The 15665-nt window shown below is 63.4% G+C and carries 15 protein-coding genes and 1 tRNA gene; 3 read left to right on the plus strand and 13 right to left on the minus strand.

The features are described from left to right. Positions 1 to 122 precede the first annotated feature (122 nt). Together tig and GGD62_RS05750 are read right to left on the minus strand one after the other, a co-directional pair. Positions 123 to 1484: a trigger factor gene (tig, locus tag GGD62_RS05745; RefSeq protein WP_092257370.1), complete on the minus strand. Its 1362-nt coding sequence runs from the start codon at positions 1482 to 1484 to the stop codon at positions 123 to 125. A gap of 172 nt (positions 1485 to 1656) precedes the next feature. Continuing rightward, positions 1657 to 1741: transfer RNA gene (locus GGD62_RS05750), tRNA-Leu, on the minus strand. Positions 1742 to 1895: 154 nt separating this feature from the next. On the opposite strand from GGD62_RS05750, the gene GGD62_RS05755 reads away from it, so the two are divergent. Then, positions 1896 to 3224 carry a multicopper oxidase family protein gene (locus GGD62_RS05755; protein ID WP_183707455.1) on the plus strand — a complete coding sequence of 443 codons (1329 nt, stop codon included), beginning with the start codon at positions 1896 to 1898 and terminating at the stop codon, positions 3222 to 3224. 8 nt (positions 3225 to 3232) lie between these two features. On the opposite strand, the gene GGD62_RS05760 is transcribed toward GGD62_RS05755, so the two are convergent. Genes GGD62_RS05760 through GGD62_RS05775 form a run of 4 tightly spaced genes read right to left on the minus strand, consistent with a single transcriptional unit; the run spans position 3233 to position 5792 of the window. Next, positions 3233 to 3520, minus strand: a complete 288-nt coding sequence (locus GGD62_RS05760) for an addiction module antidote protein (protein ID WP_018320114.1) — start codon at positions 3518 to 3520, stop codon at positions 3233 to 3235. Between the two features lie 2 nt (positions 3521 to 3522). Beyond that, complete coding sequence (locus GGD62_RS05765; RefSeq protein WP_179738831.1) at positions 3523 to 3819, minus strand: type II toxin-antitoxin system RelE/ParE family toxin; 297 nt, start codon at positions 3817 to 3819, stop codon at positions 3523 to 3525. A gap of 9 nt (positions 3820 to 3828) precedes the next feature. Then, positions 3829 to 4293: a GNAT family N-acetyltransferase gene (locus GGD62_RS05770; protein ID WP_183234437.1), complete on the minus strand. Its 465-nt coding sequence runs from the start codon at positions 4291 to 4293 to the stop codon at positions 3829 to 3831. Further along, the gene (locus GGD62_RS05775; RefSeq protein ID WP_183234438.1) at positions 4293 to 5792 is read right to left on the minus strand and encodes an NAD(P)H-hydrate dehydratase; all 1500 of its coding nucleotides are present in this window, start codon (positions 5790 to 5792) and stop codon (positions 4293 to 4295) included. The genes GGD62_RS05770 and GGD62_RS05775 overlap by 1 nt, the downstream gene beginning before the upstream one ends. Before the next feature lie 383 nt (positions 5793 to 6175). Between GGD62_RS05775 and GGD62_RS05780 the strand changes: the two genes are divergently transcribed. After that, positions 6176 to 6514, plus strand: coding sequence for a P-II family nitrogen regulator (locus tag GGD62_RS05780; protein WP_007603495.1), 339 nt, complete (start codon positions 6176 to 6178; stop codon positions 6512 to 6514). Between the two features lie 151 nt (positions 6515 to 6665). After that, the gene (glnA, locus tag GGD62_RS05785; protein ID WP_018320110.1) at positions 6666 to 8075 is read left to right on the plus strand and encodes a type I glutamate--ammonia ligase; all 1410 of its coding nucleotides are present in this window, start codon (positions 6666 to 6668) and stop codon (positions 8073 to 8075) included. 83 nt (positions 8076 to 8158) lie between these two features. On the opposite strand, the gene GGD62_RS05790 is transcribed toward glnA, so the two are convergent. The 7 genes from GGD62_RS05790 to GGD62_RS05820 form a co-directional block, all read right to left on the minus strand. After that, a complete protein-coding gene (locus tag GGD62_RS05790; RefSeq protein WP_183707457.1) occupies positions 8159 to 9277 on the minus strand; it encodes an asparaginase in 1119 nt (372 codons plus the stop codon). 81 nt (positions 9278 to 9358) lie between these two features. Then, entirely contained in the window at positions 9359 to 10120 is a 762-nt protein-coding gene (locus GGD62_RS05795; RefSeq protein WP_018320108.1) for a slipin family protein, read from the minus strand. Beyond that, positions 10117 to 11538 carry a nodulation protein NfeD gene (locus GGD62_RS05800; RefSeq protein WP_183234944.1) on the minus strand — a complete coding sequence of 474 codons (1422 nt, stop codon included), beginning with the start codon at positions 11536 to 11538 and terminating at the stop codon, positions 10117 to 10119. Before GGD62_RS05800 ends, GGD62_RS05795 begins: the two co-directional genes overlap by 4 nt. A gap of 181 nt (positions 11539 to 11719) precedes the next feature. Next, positions 11720 to 11977, minus strand: a complete 258-nt coding sequence (locus GGD62_RS05805) for a 4-oxalocrotonate tautomerase (protein WP_157644376.1) — start codon at positions 11975 to 11977, stop codon at positions 11720 to 11722. A 482-nt stretch (positions 11978 to 12459) separates the two neighbouring features. Beyond that, a complete protein-coding gene (locus GGD62_RS05810) occupies positions 12460 to 12993 on the minus strand; it encodes an REP-associated tyrosine transposase (protein WP_183707459.1) in 534 nt (177 codons plus the stop codon). Positions 12994 to 13276: 283 nt separating this feature from the next. Next, positions 13277 to 14881, minus strand: coding sequence for a TRAP transporter large permease subunit (locus tag GGD62_RS05815; protein WP_183707461.1), 1605 nt, complete (start codon positions 14879 to 14881; stop codon positions 13277 to 13279). Next, positions 14878 to 15417 (minus strand): TRAP transporter small permease subunit, encoded by a 540-nt coding sequence (locus GGD62_RS05820; RefSeq protein ID WP_092257388.1) that lies wholly within the window; start codon positions 15415 to 15417, stop codon positions 14878 to 14880. The genes GGD62_RS05815 and GGD62_RS05820 overlap by 4 nt, the downstream gene beginning before the upstream one ends. Between the last annotated feature and the right edge of the window lie 248 nt (positions 15418 to 15665).

The following is a 15665-nucleotide window of genomic DNA, read 5'->3' on the forward strand; positions in this document are numbered from 1 at the left end:
GCAGTTGAAGCTGATTCGCACAAAGAGGCCCAGCCGGCCATCTGGCTAGCTGGGCCTCTTCGCTGATCATCCTTAATGGATGGCTGCCTCAGAGCCCCATTCCGATGGTATCGGAACGGGCCTCAGGCCGCGGTCTTTTCCGCTTCGTCGTCCTTGTAGAGGTCCTCGCGCGAGACCTTCTTCTCGGTCACGTTGGCGAGCTCGAGGATGAAGTCGACGACCTTGTCCTCATAGATCGGTGCACGGAGCTGGGCCAACGCCTGGGCGTTGCTGCGGTAATAGTCCCAGACCTCCTTCTCGCGGCCGGGCATCGAGCGGGCGCGCTCGATCACGGCGCGGCCGACCTCGTCGTCGGTCACAGTGATCTTGTTCTTCTCGCCGATCTCGGAGAGCACGAGACCGAGCCGCACGCGGCGGTCGGCGATCTTGCGGTACTCCTCCTTGGCCTTGTCTTCAGTGGTGTCCTCGTCGGCAAAGGTCTTGCCGGCGGAGTCCATCTCGGCCTTGACCGAGTTCCACATCAGATTGAACTCCTCGTCGACCAGCGAGGGCGGCGCCTCGAAGCGATGGGCTTCGTCGAGGCGGTCGAGCAGCGCGCGCTTGACGCGCTGGCGCGTCGCGCCGGCGAACTCGACGTTCAGACGCTCGCGCGCGGCTTCCTTGAGCTTGTCCAGCGATTCCAGGCCAAGCGTCTTGGCGAACTCGTCGTCGATCGCGATGTCCTGCGGCGCCTCGATCGAGGTCGCGGTGGTCTCGAACTCGGCCGGCTGGCCGGCGAGCTTGTCGTTCATGTAGTTCTTCGGGAACGACACCTTCAGCGTGCGGGTCTCGCCCGCGCCGATGCCGATCAGTTGCTCCTCGAAGCCGGGAATGAAGGTGTTGGAGCCGATCACGACCTGGATGCCTTCGCCGGTGCCGCCCTCGAAGACTTCGCCGTTGATGGAGCCCTTGAAGTTGATGGTGACGCGGTCGCCGGAGGCGGCCTTTTCGCCCTCGGCCTTCGCGGCATAGCCGCGGTTGGTGTCGGCGATGCGCTTGATCGCCTCGTCGACATCGGCGTCGGTGACATCGGCGACGGGCTTCTCGACCTGGAAGGACTTGAAGTCGGCGAGCGCGATTGCCGGCACCACCTCGATCGCAACCGTGTAGGTCAGATCGGTCTTGCCGCTCAGGAGCTCCTCGACCTCGGCCTGCTCGCTCGGCATGGTGATCTTGGGCTCGGTCGCAAGGCGGAAGCCGCGCTCGGAGAACAGCTGCGTGTTGGTGTCGCGGATGGTCTGGTCGATGGTCTCGGCCATCACCGAGCGGCCGTAGACCTTCTTCAGGTGAGCAACCGGCACCTTGCCGGGACGGAAGCCGTTGATGCGGACCTTGTCCTTGAGGTCAACGAGCTTGGCACCAGCCTTGGCGTCGAGATCAGACGCGGGAACGCTGATCTTGAACTCGTGCTTCAAACCTTCCGAGAGGGTCTCTGTGACCTGCATGGCGTCCAATCTTCTTCTCGTTCGGTCCCGGCGCGCATGCATCGGGACGCTGTCATCAATCGATCCGGCGCGAGGCAAACGCCTCAACGCCGGTGCTTCATCGAACCGGCTCCCGGCGGACAAACTCCGCGCGAAAGCAGGTCTCGTAATCCGTGCAAACGCGATAAGCGCTTGGTGCGGGCGGAGGGACTCGAACCCCCACAACTTTCGTCACTGGAACCTAAATCCAGCGCGTCTACCAGTTCCGCCACGCCCGCGTGAATTTGCATCCAAACCGGCCGCGATGCCGCGGGCGGCCGGGCTTATAACATGTGCCTGACTGTTCGCAGCAAAAAAATGGCCCGATGGAGGCAGGCTTTACGTAGGCACGATCGCTGGACTTATCCAGCGTGGCGTGGTCCGGATCGGCCCATGAAAACGCGGTTCTTTGACCCGACCCGACGTGAGCTTTTGGCCAGCCTTGCCGCCGGGCTTGGCACCGGGCTTGGCGCCTCGGCGGCCGGGTTGGTCGCCAGCAGTGCCGCGCCGGCCCTGACCGCCCAGCTTTCCCTTCAGGCAAGGCCGCAAACCCTGGCTCTCAGGCCGGGGCAGCCCGCTACACCAATCTGGGAGCTGGCCGCCGTAAGCCACCTCGGGAACGTCCGTCTCAAGCGCGGCGATCGCTGCGAGGTGGTGTTTCGCAACGACCTGCCTGTCCCGCTTGCCCCAACCTGGTACGGCCTCAATGGCCCAGCCGCGGCCGACCCGCTGCGCGGGCGCGCGCCCGCCCCGCCCGGGACGACCGAAACCTCAATTATTTCAGTACCAAGCGCGGGAACCCTGCTGGCGGACTTCCGCCTGTTCGAGGACGTCCTGACGCGGCCTGCGCGCCCGCTTCCGGTCATCGCGCAGGAGGCAAACACTGGCATCGTCGATCGCGACGAGGTCCTGCTGATCGAGGAATGGCGGCTGCGGTCAGACGGCACCGCACTCCCCCCGGGACGCGCTCCAAAGGACGCGACGCCGCTCTATACGCTTAACGGGCAGACTTCATTTGAACTCTCAGCTGCAGCTGGCGAGCGTTTGCGGCTGCGCTTTATCAACGGCTCCCAACGCACTGTTCTGGCGATCAAATTAGAAAACCACGACGTCCGGGTGATGGCCCTGGACGGACAACCAGCCGAACCGTTTCCGGCGCGCAATGGCGCTCTGGTCCTGGCCCCGGGCGGGCGTGCCGATGCCATCGTGGATGCGGCCAGCTCGGCCCCGATTCTGCTCCATGACGGCAAGGAGGCGCATCCGATCGGCTCGCTTGCCGTCTCCGGCAGGCTGGAGCGCCGCGCGCCGCTGTTGCCGCCGCAGCCGCTTCCTTCCAACGACCTGCCCGACAAGCTCGATCTCAGAGGAGCCCTGCGGTTCGATGTCGCGCTCGGCGCGGCCGATGCTGGGTGGGCACGGTGTGCCGACTTCTCCAGATCCTCCGCCTCGGCCTTCCGCGCCAAGCCCGGCCGCACCGTCGTGCTGGCCCTCAAGAACCCCGGCCCAATGTCGACCGTCTTCCATCTGCACGGCCACCACTTCCGCCTGCTCGACAAGCTCGACGACGGCTGGAAGCCGTACTGGCTCGACACGCTCGCGGTCGAGCCCAGCCAGACCCAGCGCATCGCCTTTGCGGCGACCGCATCCGGACAATGGCTGCTCGAATCCGTCGTCACGGACTGGGCCGCGCCGCGGCTGGTGCGCTGGTATGGGGTGGAGTGAGGTTGCGGCTATGCGTGCGGTTTGGCCGTCAGTTCGATGCCGAGCGCCTTCATCACTGCGATGGTCGTTTTGAGCGTCGGATTGCCGTCGGTACTGAACGAGCGATAGAGCTGCTCGCGAGAAAGACCGGTTTCCTTGGCAATCTGCGCCATCCCCTTCGCACGGGCGACGACGCCAAGCGCATGCGCGATATAGGCAGCGTCCTCGGTTTTGAACGCCTCTTCCATGAACACGGCAATGGCTTCATCGGATTGAAGGTCCTCGGCCGGATCGTAAGTCGTCAGCTTCTTGCCCATCTTTATTCGCTCCACATCTCGGCAAGGCGCTTGGCCTCCTTGATGTCTTTCGCCTGCGTGGCCTTGTCGCCCCCACACAGCAAAATGATGATCGTCTTGCCCCGCTGCTGAAAATAGATCCGATAGCCGGGGCCGTGGTGGATACGCAGTTCGCTCACCCCATCGCCGACCGGCTCAACGTCGCCCGCGTGGCCTTGAGCTAGCCGATCCAACCGCGACGCGATCAACGCTCTGGCGCGCTCATCCCGCAGACGCGATCGCCACTTTCGGAACGTCTCAGTCTGCTTGAGTTCGACCACCTGTAGTTTTTAGACTACAATCGATCTCCGATCAAGTGGTCTTCGCTCCCAGAGGTAGCGAGCATCGGGCTCTCTCTCCTCGTTCCTCGAGCCGTCGGATTCATCGACCAACTCGAACCCACGCGCCTCATAGAAGCGCCGCGCCGGCGCATTACGCTGGAAGGTCCAGAGCTCGAGCCGGTCGTAGGCGCCTTTGGCGACGTCGAGGAGCTCACTGCCGGCGCTGCGGCCCTGGGCTGGGGGGAGCACGTAGAGCTGCTCGATCCAGCCCTCGCGGAACGCGATGATCCCGCTGAGCACGTCGCCGTCAAAACATCCCCACACCCGGCACGTCGGAAAGACACGCTCGCGATAGAACCAGCGGTCCTCGTCCGGCGTGTGCAGCCCGGCGAGCCATGGCATCGCCTGGTCAAACGCGATCCGATGGACTTGCGCCGCTGCGCCCATGTCGGCGAGCGCGAGCTGTCTGAGCACTAGTACTCCACCCCCAGCGCATCATAAATCCGCCGGTGCACGGCCGGCAGCGTCTCGGTCAGGTCCTCCGCGATCAGGCCCGGCCCGGCTTCGCGTCCCGCCTCGCCATGCATCCAGACGCCGATGCTGGCGGCCTCGAACGCCGGCACGCCTTGCGCCAGCAGCCCTGCGATGATGCCGGCGAGGACGTCGCCGGCGCCCGCGGTAGCGAGCCAGGGCGGCGCGTTGGCGGCGATGGTGGCGCGGCCGTCGGGGGCGGCGATGGTGGTGTCCGGGCCCTTCAGGAGCACGACGGCGCCGGAGCGCTCGGCGGCATCGCGCACGCGCTCCAGCTTGGAGCGGCCCGGAAATTTGTTGCTGAGGTCGGAGAACAGGCGCGGAAATTCGCCCTCGTGCGGGGTCAGCACCACCGCATTGTCTTGCGAGGACTTGATCGATTCGAACAGGCGCTCGGGGGTTGCGGCAAAGCTCGTCAGGGCATCGGCATCGAGCACCAGACGACGCTGCGCACTGAGCGCGGTGTGAACGAGATCGCAGGTGCGCTCTCCGATACCCGCGCCGGGGCCGATCATGCAGGTGTTGTAGCGCTTGTCGCCGAGCAGCTCGCCGAACTCGACGACGGTATCGACGGGGCGAACCATGACGGCCGTGAGCGCGGCCGCATTGATCGCGAGCGCATCGCGCGGGCTCGCCAATGTCACGAGGCCCGCCCCTGCCCGCAGTGCGCCGCGCGCGGCCAGCCGCGCAGCGCCGGTCGCCGCCGCATCGCCGGAGACCGCCAACACATGCCCCCGCGCGTATTTGTGGCCGTCGATACGCGGTACCGGAAAAGCGGCGCCCCAGACATCCGGATCGTCCTCGAACGTCTGCGGCGCGATCTCGTCGAGCACCTGCGCGTCGATGCCGATGTCGGCGACGCGCACGCGGCCGCAATGCATCCGGCCGGGGAGCAAGAGATGCGCCGGCTTCTTGCGAAAGAAGGTGACGGTCTCGGTGGCGTTCACCGCCACGCCCATCACCGCCGCGCTGGTGCCGTTGATGCCGCTCGGCAGGTCGACCGCGAGCACGGGGGCGCCGTTGGCGTTGATCGCCTCGATCATCGCGCGCGCCTCGCCACCGACGGGACGGCTGAGGCCTGCGCCGAACAGCGCATCGATGATCAGCGCCGGCCGTCCGATCGCCTGCGGATTGAACGGGAGCACCGGGTGCTTCCAGCCGCGCGCGGCGGAGGCCGCGTCGCCCTGGAGCTGGTCGCGCTCGCACATCAGGATGACTGAGACCTCCCGCCCCTGCGCGGCGAGCTCGGCGGCTGCGACAAAACCATCACCGCCATTGTTGCCGGGGCCGGCCACGATCAGAATCGGCCCCTCCTCCACCAGCGCCTGGGCGGCATCGGTGACGGCCTGGCCCGCGCTCAGCATCAACTTGAAACCGGGCGTGCCGGCCGCGATGGTGAGCTGGTCGGCGCGCTGCATTTCAGCGGTGGTCAGAACTTCCATGCCACTTCCCTGGTCCAAACGCCTTTTCAACAGGCACCGTTCCGTTCCGCCCCACCCTCGGGAACATCGATCTGCACACATATTGAACCGTTTGCCTATTTCGTAGTCTTCGGTATTTTGTGCAGGTCGGCACCACTACTCAGAGATGCTCGTTAAAAGGCTGATAACGCTCCAATAATCAGGGCATTTGCAACTTGGCATAGACCCTGCTTTCGAGGAAGCCGCTTCGGTTTGTCGTGCTCACTGGCATTTATCAAAGTGTGGCCGGCCGTTGTTGCCGGATTGGTCAGGGATCCCGGCATAGCGAAGACAAGATCGTGCGTTAAGAAAAGCGCATCCTGACGAAGACGTTGCTATTTGATCGAAAGGCCGGGAGGCGCGCAGTGAAGAAAATCGAAGCCATCATCAAGCCATTCAAGCTCGACGAGGTGAAGGAAGCGCTTCAGGAAGTCGGCCTTCAGGGCATCACCGTCACCGAAGCCAAGGGCTTTGGCCGGCAGAAGGGGCACGCCGAGCTCTACCGCGGCGCAGAATACATCGTCGACTTCCTGCCCAAGGTGAAGATCGAGATCGTGATCGGCGACGATCTGGTCGAGCGCGCCATCGACGCCATCCGCCGCGCAGCGCAGACCGGTCGCATCGGCGATGGTAAGATCTTCGTCTCCAACATCGAAGAGGCGATCCGCATCCGAACCGGCGAATCCGGGCTGGACGCTATCTGAGCCGGGTGCTATCCCGAATTTTGCGACACTCCGACTAGAAAGAAGGCTGCTTCGGCGGCCTGATTTCGTTTGTGCGGTCGCGCAAAACTCGCCCGAGCGAGAATAATTTTGCTCATCTGGAAACCGACCCGCAGAGCCAAAAGGGGTATGCATGAAGACCGCCAAAGACGTCCTGAAATCGATCAAGGACAACGACGTCAAGTACGTCGACCTGCGCTTCACCGATCCGCGCGGCAAGTGGCAGCATGTGACGTTCGACGTCAGCATGATCGACGATGACATCTTCGCCGAAGGAACGATGTTCGACGGCTCCTCGATCGCCGGCTGGAAGGCGATCAACGAGTCCGACATGTGCCTGATGCCCGATCCGGTCACCGCGACGATCGACCCGTTCTTCGCCGAGACCACCATGGTCATCACCTGCGACGTGCTCGAGCCGACCACCGGTGAGCCCTACAACCGCGACCCCCGCGGCATCGCCAAGAAGGCCGAGGCCATGGTGAAGTCGATGGGCGTGGGCGACAGCGTGTTCGTCGGCCCCGAGGCCGAGTTCTTCGTGTTCGACGACGTGCGCTATTCGGCCGAGCCCTACAAGACCGGTTTCCGGCTCGACTCCTCGGAGCTGCCGACCAACTCCGACACCGAATATGAAGGCGGCAATCTCGGCCACCGCATCCGCACCAAGGGCGGCTACTTCCCCGTGCCGCCGCAGGACTCGGTGCAGGACATGCGCTCGGAGATGCTCGGCGCCATGGCCAAGATGGGCGTCAAGGTCGAGAAGCATCACCACGAGGTCGCGTCCGCCCAGCACGAGCTCGGCATGAAGTTCGACACGCTGACGCTGATGGCCGACCACATGCAGATCTACAAGTACTGCATCCACCAGGTCGCGCACATCTACGGCAAGACCGCCACCTTCATGCCGAAGCCGATCTTCGGCGACAACGGCTCGGGCATGCACGTGCACCAGTCGATCTGGAAGGACGGCAAACCGGTGTTCGCCGGCAACAAATACGCCGACCTGTCGGAGACCTGCCTGCATTACATCGGCGGCATCATCAAGCACGCCAAGGCGATCAACGCCTTCACCAACCCGTCGACCAACTCCTACAAGCGTCTGGTCCCGGGCTATGAGGCCCCGGTGCTGCTCGCCTACTCCGCGCGCAACCGCTCGGCCTCCTGCCGCATCCCTTACACCGCTTCGCCGAAGGCCAAGCGCGTCGAGGTGCGCTTCCCCGATCCGATGGCCAACCCGTATCTCGGCTTCGCCGCGATGCTGATGGCCGGCCTCGACGGCATCAAGAACAAGATCGATCCGGGTCCGGCGATGGACAAGGACCTTTACGACCTGCCGAAGGAAGAGCTGAAGCAGATCCCGACCGTGTGCGGTAGCTTGCGCGAGGCGCTGGAAAACCTCGACAAGGACCGCGGCTTCCTCAAGGCCGGCGGCGTGTTCGACGACGACTTCATCGACGCCTATATCGAGCTGAAGATGACCGAAGTCGCCCGCTTCGAAATGACCCCGCATCCGGTCGAGTTCGAGATGTACTATTCGGGCTAAGCAGCCCGGACGTCTGCGACAAGCAAAAGGCGCTCCGCAAGGAGCGCCTTTTCGTTTGAATCGTAGCGTGTACGACCTGCCCGCTACCAGGTCGCCGTAAAAGCCTTCTGCAGCTCGGCCGGCGCCGTCACGCCGCCCGCGATCAGCAATTGCGTGAGCACGCGCGCCTTCTGCGGATTGAGGTCCTCGGACACGACGAAGCCGTTCTTGTCGTCGTCGACCTCGACGTTGCGCGTCACGAAGCCGGAGCGAACCCGCGTCGAGCGCACCACGATGATGCCCTTCTTCGCCGCCGCTTCGAGCGCGTCGAGCGCCGGCTTCGAGGTGTTGCCGTCGCCGACGCCGGCCAGCACGATGCCCTTGGCGCCGTGCGAAATGGCATCCTCGATCGGAACGGCGTCCATGTTGGCGTGCGAGTAGACGATCGCTACGCGCGGCAATTGCTCGCCGGCCGGAAGCTGATAGGTCGCGCGCTTGAGACCTTGAGCCTGCGCCATGAAGCGAATGCCGCCGGCGGTGTCGACATAGCCGACCGGGCCGTCATTGGCGGAACTGAACGTCTCGATGCTGGTGGTGTTGGTCTTGGTGACCGAGCGCGCGCCCTGAATCTTGTCGTTCAGCACCGCCATCACGCCGCGCCCGCGCGAGCGCGGGTCGGCCGCCACCTGCACCGCCTCGTAGAGATTGCCGGGGCCGTCCGCGCTCACCGCCGTCGCCGGCCGCATTGAGCCGACGATCACCACCGGCTTGTCGCCCCGCACCACGTTGTCGAGAAAGAACGCGGTCTCCTCCAGCGTGTCGGTGCCGTGGGTGATGACGACTGCATCCGCCTCGTTCTTGTCGAAGGCCTCCTGGATGCGACGGGCCAGCGCAAACCAGACCTTGTCGTTCATGTCCTGGGATCCGATCGACGAGATCTGCTCGGCATTCAGCTTCGCGAGCTTGTCCAGCCCCGGCACCGATTGCATCAGCTGCTCGCCCGAGATCTGGCCGGATTTATAGGCGCCGGTCGCTCGCGCGTCGGCCTGGCCTGCGATGGTGCCGCCGGTCGCAAGCACGAGAATGCGCGGCAGGCTGCCCGATTCCGCGGCCTGCGCCGTGGCGATTCCCCACGACCAAAGTGCGAGGGTGATCAGCGGAACGGCGAGGATCAATGGCCGATTTCGGCGGTGGATTGCGGGTCTGGCGGCATGCTTCGTCATCGAATTCTCCTCCCGTTCAAGTTGGGAGCGATATTCGACACGCCCAATGGGGCCGAAGATGGGTCGGCCCAATGCTTGTCGCTAAGGATTGTCCCGCCGCGGCATAAAATGGTCGAGCAAGCCCGTCGGCAGCGGGAAGACCACAGTCGACGACCGTTCGCCCGCGATATCGTGCAGGGCCGCGAAATAGCGCAGCTGCATCGCCTGAGGCTCCTGCGCGAGAATCCGGCCGGCCTCGACGAGCTTTTCGGCAGCCTGCTGCTCGCCCATCGCATTGATCACCTTGGCGCGCCGCAACCGTTCCGCCTCCGCCTGTTTGGCAATCGCGCGCACCATGGTTTCGTTGATATCGACGTCCTTGATCTCGATGCCGGTCACCTTGATGCCCCAGACGTCGGTCTGCTTGTCGAGGATCTCCTGGATGTCGGCGTTCAACCTGTCGCGCTCGGCAAGCATCTCGTCGAGCTCGTGCTTGCCGAGCACCGAGCGCAACGTCGTCTGCGCGAGCTGGCTGGTGGCGGCCATGTAATCGCCGACCTTGATGATGGCTCGTTCGGGATCGACGATGCGGAAGTACAGAACGGCGTTGACCTTGACGGACACGTTGTCCCGCGAAATCACGTCCTGCGGCGGCACGACCTGCACCATCACCCGGAGGTCGACTTTGACGAGCTGCTGCACGACCGGAATGAGGATGATGAGGCCCGGGCCCTTCACGCCGGTAAAACGGCCGAGCGTGAAGATGACGCCACGCTCGTATTCGCGCAGGATCCGAATGGCCTGGGATAGAAACATGATGACAAGCAGCAGAAGCGCCGCATAAGTCAGATATTCCAGCATCATGATGTACCTCCCTCACCGGTCCTGGCCGGTGCGCGCCGTATCAGCAGCGTCAGGTCGACGACGTTCGCGACTTCGACCGTCTCTCCGGGCTTGAACGTTTCGGCGCCACGCGCCTGCCAGCGTTCACCATGGGCGAAGACGTGACCTTCGCTCCCACTCCAGTCGAGAACCTCGGCGGGCAAGCCTCGCATCGCCTGCGCGCCGACCCGCTCCGGAGCCCGGGCGGCCCGCCGAAGCGAACCAAGCACGACCAGAGCAAAGCCGGCGAACACGGCTGCCGTGATGCCGATCACCCACCACGACAGGTGGTAACCAGGCGCCTCGACCCTGAAGAGCATCAGCGCTCCCAGCACGAAAGCGATGATCCCCCCGAGACCGATCACCACCGTCGGATTGAAGGCTTCGACGGTGAGAAGAACGATGCCAACCAGCATCAGGGCAAGGCCGGCATAGTTGATCGGCAGCAAATTGAGCGCATAGAGACCGATCAGCAGGCAGATCGCGCCGACCACGCCGGGAGCGACGGCCCCGGGAGACATGAACTCGAAGATCAGGCCGTAGATGCCGACCATCAGGAGAATGAACGCCACATTCGGATCGGTGATGACCGCCAGGAAGCGGGATATCCATCCGGGGTCGATGGCTTCGACGACCGCATCCTTCGTCGCGAGACGCTGCGTCTTGCCGCCTGCAACCTCGACCTCGCGGCCATCGAGCTGCCTCAGCAACTCAGCCTGATCGCGCGCGACGAGTTCGATGGCATGGGACTGCAGCGCGCCGTTGGCAGAGAGAGTGGCGGCCTCACGGACCGCCTTCTCCGCCCAATCCGCATTGCGGCCACGCAGCTCCGCAAGGCTGCGGATGAAGGCAACCGCGTCATTGGTCACCTTTGCCGTCATCGCATCCTTGAACTGATCCTTGGACTGATCCTTGGGCTCGCTCTGCTGGTCGCCGTCCTTCTTGTCCTTGCCGCCCTTGTCCGGTGTACCGCCCGGCAGCCCCGGCAGCGGTCCGCCAATCTGCACCGGCGTTGCCGCACCGATATTGGTGCCCGGCGCCATCGCCGCGATGTGGGTCGCATAAAGGATATAGGTCCCCGCGCTCGCCGCGTGGGCGCCGGAGGGAGCGACGTAACCGACGACAGGGACGGGCGAGGCCAGCACATCCGCAATGATCTCGCGCATGCTGGAATTGAGACCGCCGGGCGTGTTGATTCTCAGAAGCACGACCTCGGCGCGCCGTTCGCTTGCCTTGGCCAAGGCCTCCTTCACGTAACTGGCCGACGCAGGGCCAATGGCCCCTTCGATCGACACAATCAGTGCAAGGCGGCTGTTCTCCTCCGCTGAGCTGGGAAGGAGGCAGCAGATCAAAGCAACGACGCCAATCGCCGCAACGAGGGCCGCCTTCATGGTCTGCACGGCAGGGCTCCCTTGCAGAGCATATGGTGTTGGTCTCTCGAACCTCAATGCAGCCGTGCGCTGGTGCAGGCCCCTGTCGTGATTGTGCGATGCAATGGAAACCGCCCCGTAGATCGGTTGAGCACGGGGCGACGGCGGGCGAACCATGCCTTGAGCTGATCCGCCCACGCATTCCGTGCTGCTAGCGCCGCGCGATCCGCGCCCCGTCCGCTCCGATCGCGCCGAACGTGCTCGCGATGATCTCAGCGGTCGGCTGCATGCCGCCGAGCGACCAGTGCGAGGACTCCTGCTCATCGATCCCGACCCAGACGTTGCGGCGGAAATCCGGGCTGCCCTGCCCTTCGACCTCGACCAGGAGGTCGGTAACGCAGCCGATCAAGGCGATCGCGCGCACGACCGGCCATGAGGACGAGAGCAGCTTTCGCAAGGCGTTCCGCAACCGCACCTTGATGTCACCGCAGGCCTATCGCGCGCGACGGATGGAGCGGACGATGTGAGGCGCCTTCGAGTCGCCCGCTTTCGTTCTGCATTCGACTCCACTTCGTTCTCAAAGAACAAATCAGAGCCGCAAAAATCGGGGCGGACCAATTCCTACTGATTGGTTTACGTGGGGCGGATTAGCCGAAGGCGTAATCCGCCGACTGCTGGTGACGCTCACGCGCTCTCCAAAGTCGCCATCCGTGCTGCCGTCTCTTGCCCGGTCCTCCGGAAATAATCCGGACTGTACGTCTCGGGGCATTGAAGCTGCCCAATCAAGACAAGATGGCGGATTACGCCTTCGGCTAATCCGCCCTACACACCAGCGCGCGTCGTCACTCGTCCGGAAAATTCACACCGATTGCGGTCACCACCGGCGCCCATTTCGCCAGTCCTCGTAGGGCGGATTAGCCGAAGGCGTAATCCGCCGACTGCTGGTGACGCTCACGCACGTTCGCCAAAGTCACCGTCCGTGCTGTTCTCTCCTGCCCAATCCTCAGGAAACAGGCCCGCCTCGACATCTCGGTGGAACGACGAATGCGGCCAGTCCAACACGCGGGTCACATAACCATGCTTCACGGGATTGATGTAACAATACTCGACATGGCGTGCGTAGTCGGTTTCGTCGCGGATGAGGTGCTCCCAGAATCGGTTCTGCCATATGCCACGCTCCCGTCCTGCGATCTGTACCGCGGTCAAAGGCTCCGTCTTCGGCAAGGTCTTCGCGAACCGCGTCTTGATCAATCTCCACCGCATGGAAAAATCGGCATCGCCGTCCGGAAGCGTCCAGACTGCATGAAGGTGGTCCGGAAGAACGACAAACGCATCGATCGCGAAAGCATAGTCCCGACGCGTCGCTGCAACAGCCGCGCGCAGCGCTGCGATGTGCTCGACGAGCAGCCTCTGCTTGCGGTCGAGAAGATTGACCGTGAAGAACCAGCAACCACCCGGAACAAATGCACGGCGATAGTTTGGCATTGAAGCTGCCCCATCAAGACAAGATGGCGGATTACGCCTTCGGCTAATCCGCCCTACGGTGCACTTTGAGCGAATGCGGAGGATGCGAGCAGGAGAAGAAGTGTGGCAGTGACGCTGCGCATCATCGAAAGGCAATCCCATTTCGAGAACGGGTTGAAACGTAGCGCGCACGGCTCATCCGACACAACTCGAAAGCATCGGTGAGATTGCGAACGTCGATCCGCGCTGCGGGCTGTGAGCTGGACCCGGGAGCGCGCTTCCCCGTCATCGCGGGGATACTTCCTCAATTCTTCGGCTGGCCGAAATCGAGCGGCGGCGGCAGCTCGACGTCGGGAATTTCGATCTTGATCTTGTCCAGATCCACCTTGATGGGAGCATCCAGCAGCCCGGTGACCGTGATCGGGAATGCGATGACGACCGCAACCATGATCGCCTGCAGGCCGATCCAGGGCATCGCGCCCCAATAGATGTCCGAGCTCTTGACCTCCTTCGGCGCCACGCCGCGCAGGTAGAACAAGGCGAAGCCGAACGGAGGATGCAGGAAGGAGGTCTGCATGTTGACGCAGAGCATGACACCGAACCAGATCAAGGCAGCGTCCGCCCCGACGATGGGGGTGAGCAGCTTCTGCGCGATCGGCGCGATCATCGGGATGATGATGAAGGCGATCTCGAAGAAGTCGAGGAAGAAGGCGATGAAGAAGATGAACAGGTTCATGAAGATCAGGAAGCCCCAGACCCCGCCCGGCAGCGATGTCAGCATGTGCTCCAGCCAGACCCCACCGTTGCAACCGAGAAAGACGATTGAGAAGCAGGTCGATCCGATCAGGATGAACGTCACCATGCAGGTGATGCGCATCGTGGTCTCGTAGCCCTGCTTGACCAGCATGCGCAGGTCCGGAATCCTGATCGCCTCGATGCAAACCCAGGCGACGGCGAGATAGGCAATCGCGAAGGCGATCTTGAACGGCAGATTCGGCGTGAGGTAGATGCCGATGATCGTGCCGGCGCCCGCCGCCGCAACGCCGACCAGCAGCACCTTGTGACCAGCCGAGCTGAAATCCTTGTGATGGATGACGGCAAGGACGATGGCGCCGACGGCGCCCATCGCGCCGGCTTCGGTCGGGGTGGCAAGGCCAAGCATCATCGTGCCGAGCACCACGAAGATCAGGACGGCGGACGGGATGATGCCCAAAAGGCATTTGCGCCAGAGCGCCCAGCCCGTGAGCGTCCTTGCTTCCTTGGGCACTGCCGGAACGTGCCCCGGCTTGATTACGCTCAGCGCAAACGTGTAGCAGGCGAAGAGTGCGATCTGGAGGATCGATGGGCCCCAGGCGCCCAGATACATGTCGCCGACCGACTTCCCGAGCTGGTCCGCGAGCACGATCAGAACCAGCGAGGGAGGCACCAGCTGGGTAATGGTGCCGGAGGCTGCGAGCACGCCGGTGATGTAGCGCATGTTGTAGCCGTAGCGGATCATCACCGGCATCGAGATCAGCGCCATCGCAATGACCTGCGCCGCCACCGTCCCCGTGATCGCACCGAGGATGAAGCCGACGATAATCACGGAATAGCCGAGACCGCCGCGAACCGGGCCGAACAGCTGCCCCATTGAATCCAGCATATCCTCGGCGAGGCCGCATCGTTCGAGGATCGCGCCCATGAACGTGAAGAACGGAATTGCCAGCAGCAGCTCGTTGGCGAGAACGCTGCCGTAGATGCGCTCCGGAATGGCCTGGAGGAAGCTGAATCCGAAAAATCCCTCGTGAATCGCGAGAAATCCGAACGAAAGCCCGAGAGCGGCCAGCGTGAAGGCGACCGGAAATCCGATCAGCATGGCCAAGACCAGCCCGCCGAACATCAGCGGCGGCATCATCTCAATCGTGATCATTGGGTCGGCCGCTCATATTTTGCGTCGATCGTGACTTCACCGCGCAAGGCGGCGGCGCGTTTGATGGCCTCCGAGACGCCCTGCAGAGCGACCATGAAGAACCCGGCCGGCAGCACGAACTTGATCGGCCACCGCAGGAGGCCGCCCGCGTTGTTGGACATCTCTCCGATGATGAACGAATTGTAGAACATCGCCCATGAGAGGTAGCTGAGGAGCAGGCACGCCGGGACGAGGAAGACCAATGTCCCGATCAGGTCGAGCCACAGCTGGCCGCGTTCGGACAGCATGAGGTAGAGGATTTCGACGCGCACATGCTCGTTGCGCTTGAAAGTATAGGACGAGCCGAACATCACGATGACGGCGAACATGTACCACTGCGTCTCGAGCCAGCTGTTGGAGCTGTAGCTGAAGGCATACCGGATCATCGCATTTGCGGCGCTGACCACGCAGGCCGCGAGCACCAGAATATTGCAGACGCTACCGACCTTTTCGTTCAGCCAGTCGATAGCCGTACTCACCGCCAACAATGGGCGCATCGATGCCTGGTCCCCCTTGCTGAGTGCTACCCCCGAACGCGCAGGACCATGGCGCTGTATCAGCGACCGTCCAGGTCTGCGCGGGAGCTAGTTCACCCTCCTGATGCTTCCGCTCGTTCTTGTTGTCGGTTTTCGCCGAGATGTGTTCGGGTCTCGGCCGCGCGTGAAGCACGGCACCTTTACCGTCACCAATTTCGTGGTCAACTGGAAAATGGACAGTTTGCCGCAGCGATCGCAAAAATGGGTCA

The sequence above is a fragment of the Bradyrhizobium sp. ERR14 genome (genome assembly GCF_014198235.1).
Taxonomy (GTDB): Bacteria; Pseudomonadota; Alphaproteobacteria; order Rhizobiales; family Xanthobacteraceae; genus Bradyrhizobium.

What these genes read in the sequence shown, in the direction of transcription:
- GGD62_RS05810 (WP_183707459.1), bottom strand. Translation starts at nt 12,993, where the DNA reads ATGCCAAACTATCGCCGTGCATTTGTTCCGGGTGGTTGCTGGTTCTTC.
- GGD62_RS05755 (WP_183707455.1), top strand. Translation starts at nt 1,896, where the DNA reads ATGAAAACGCGGTTCTTTGACCCGACCCGACGTGAGCTTTTGGCCAGC.
- tig (WP_092257370.1), bottom strand. Translation starts at nt 1,484, where the DNA reads ATGCAGGTCACAGAGACCCTCTCGGAAGGTTTGAAGCACGAGTTCAAG.
- GGD62_RS05795 (WP_018320108.1), bottom strand. Translation starts at nt 10,120, where the DNA reads ATGATGCTGGAATATCTGACTTATGCGGCGCTTCTGCTGCTTGTCATC.
- glnA (WP_018320110.1), top strand. Translation starts at nt 6,666, where the DNA reads ATGAAGACCGCCAAAGACGTCCTGAAATCGATCAAGGACAACGACGTC.
- GGD62_RS05775 (WP_183234438.1), bottom strand. Translation starts at nt 5,792, where the DNA reads ATGGAAGTTCTGACCACCGCTGAAATGCAGCGCGCCGACCAGCTCACC.
- GGD62_RS05815 (WP_183707461.1), bottom strand. Translation starts at nt 14,881, where the DNA reads ATGATCACGATTGAGATGATGCCGCCGCTGATGTTCGGCGGGCTGGTC.
- GGD62_RS05820 (WP_092257388.1), bottom strand. Translation starts at nt 15,417, where the DNA reads ATGCGCCCATTGTTGGCGGTGAGTACGGCTATCGACTGGCTGAACGAA.
- GGD62_RS05790 (WP_183707457.1), bottom strand. Translation starts at nt 9,277, where the DNA reads ATGACGAAGCATGCCGCCAGACCCGCAATCCACCGCCGAAATCGGCCA.
- GGD62_RS05760 (WP_018320114.1), bottom strand. Translation starts at nt 3,520, where the DNA reads ATGGGCAAGAAGCTGACGACTTACGATCCGGCCGAGGACCTTCAATCC.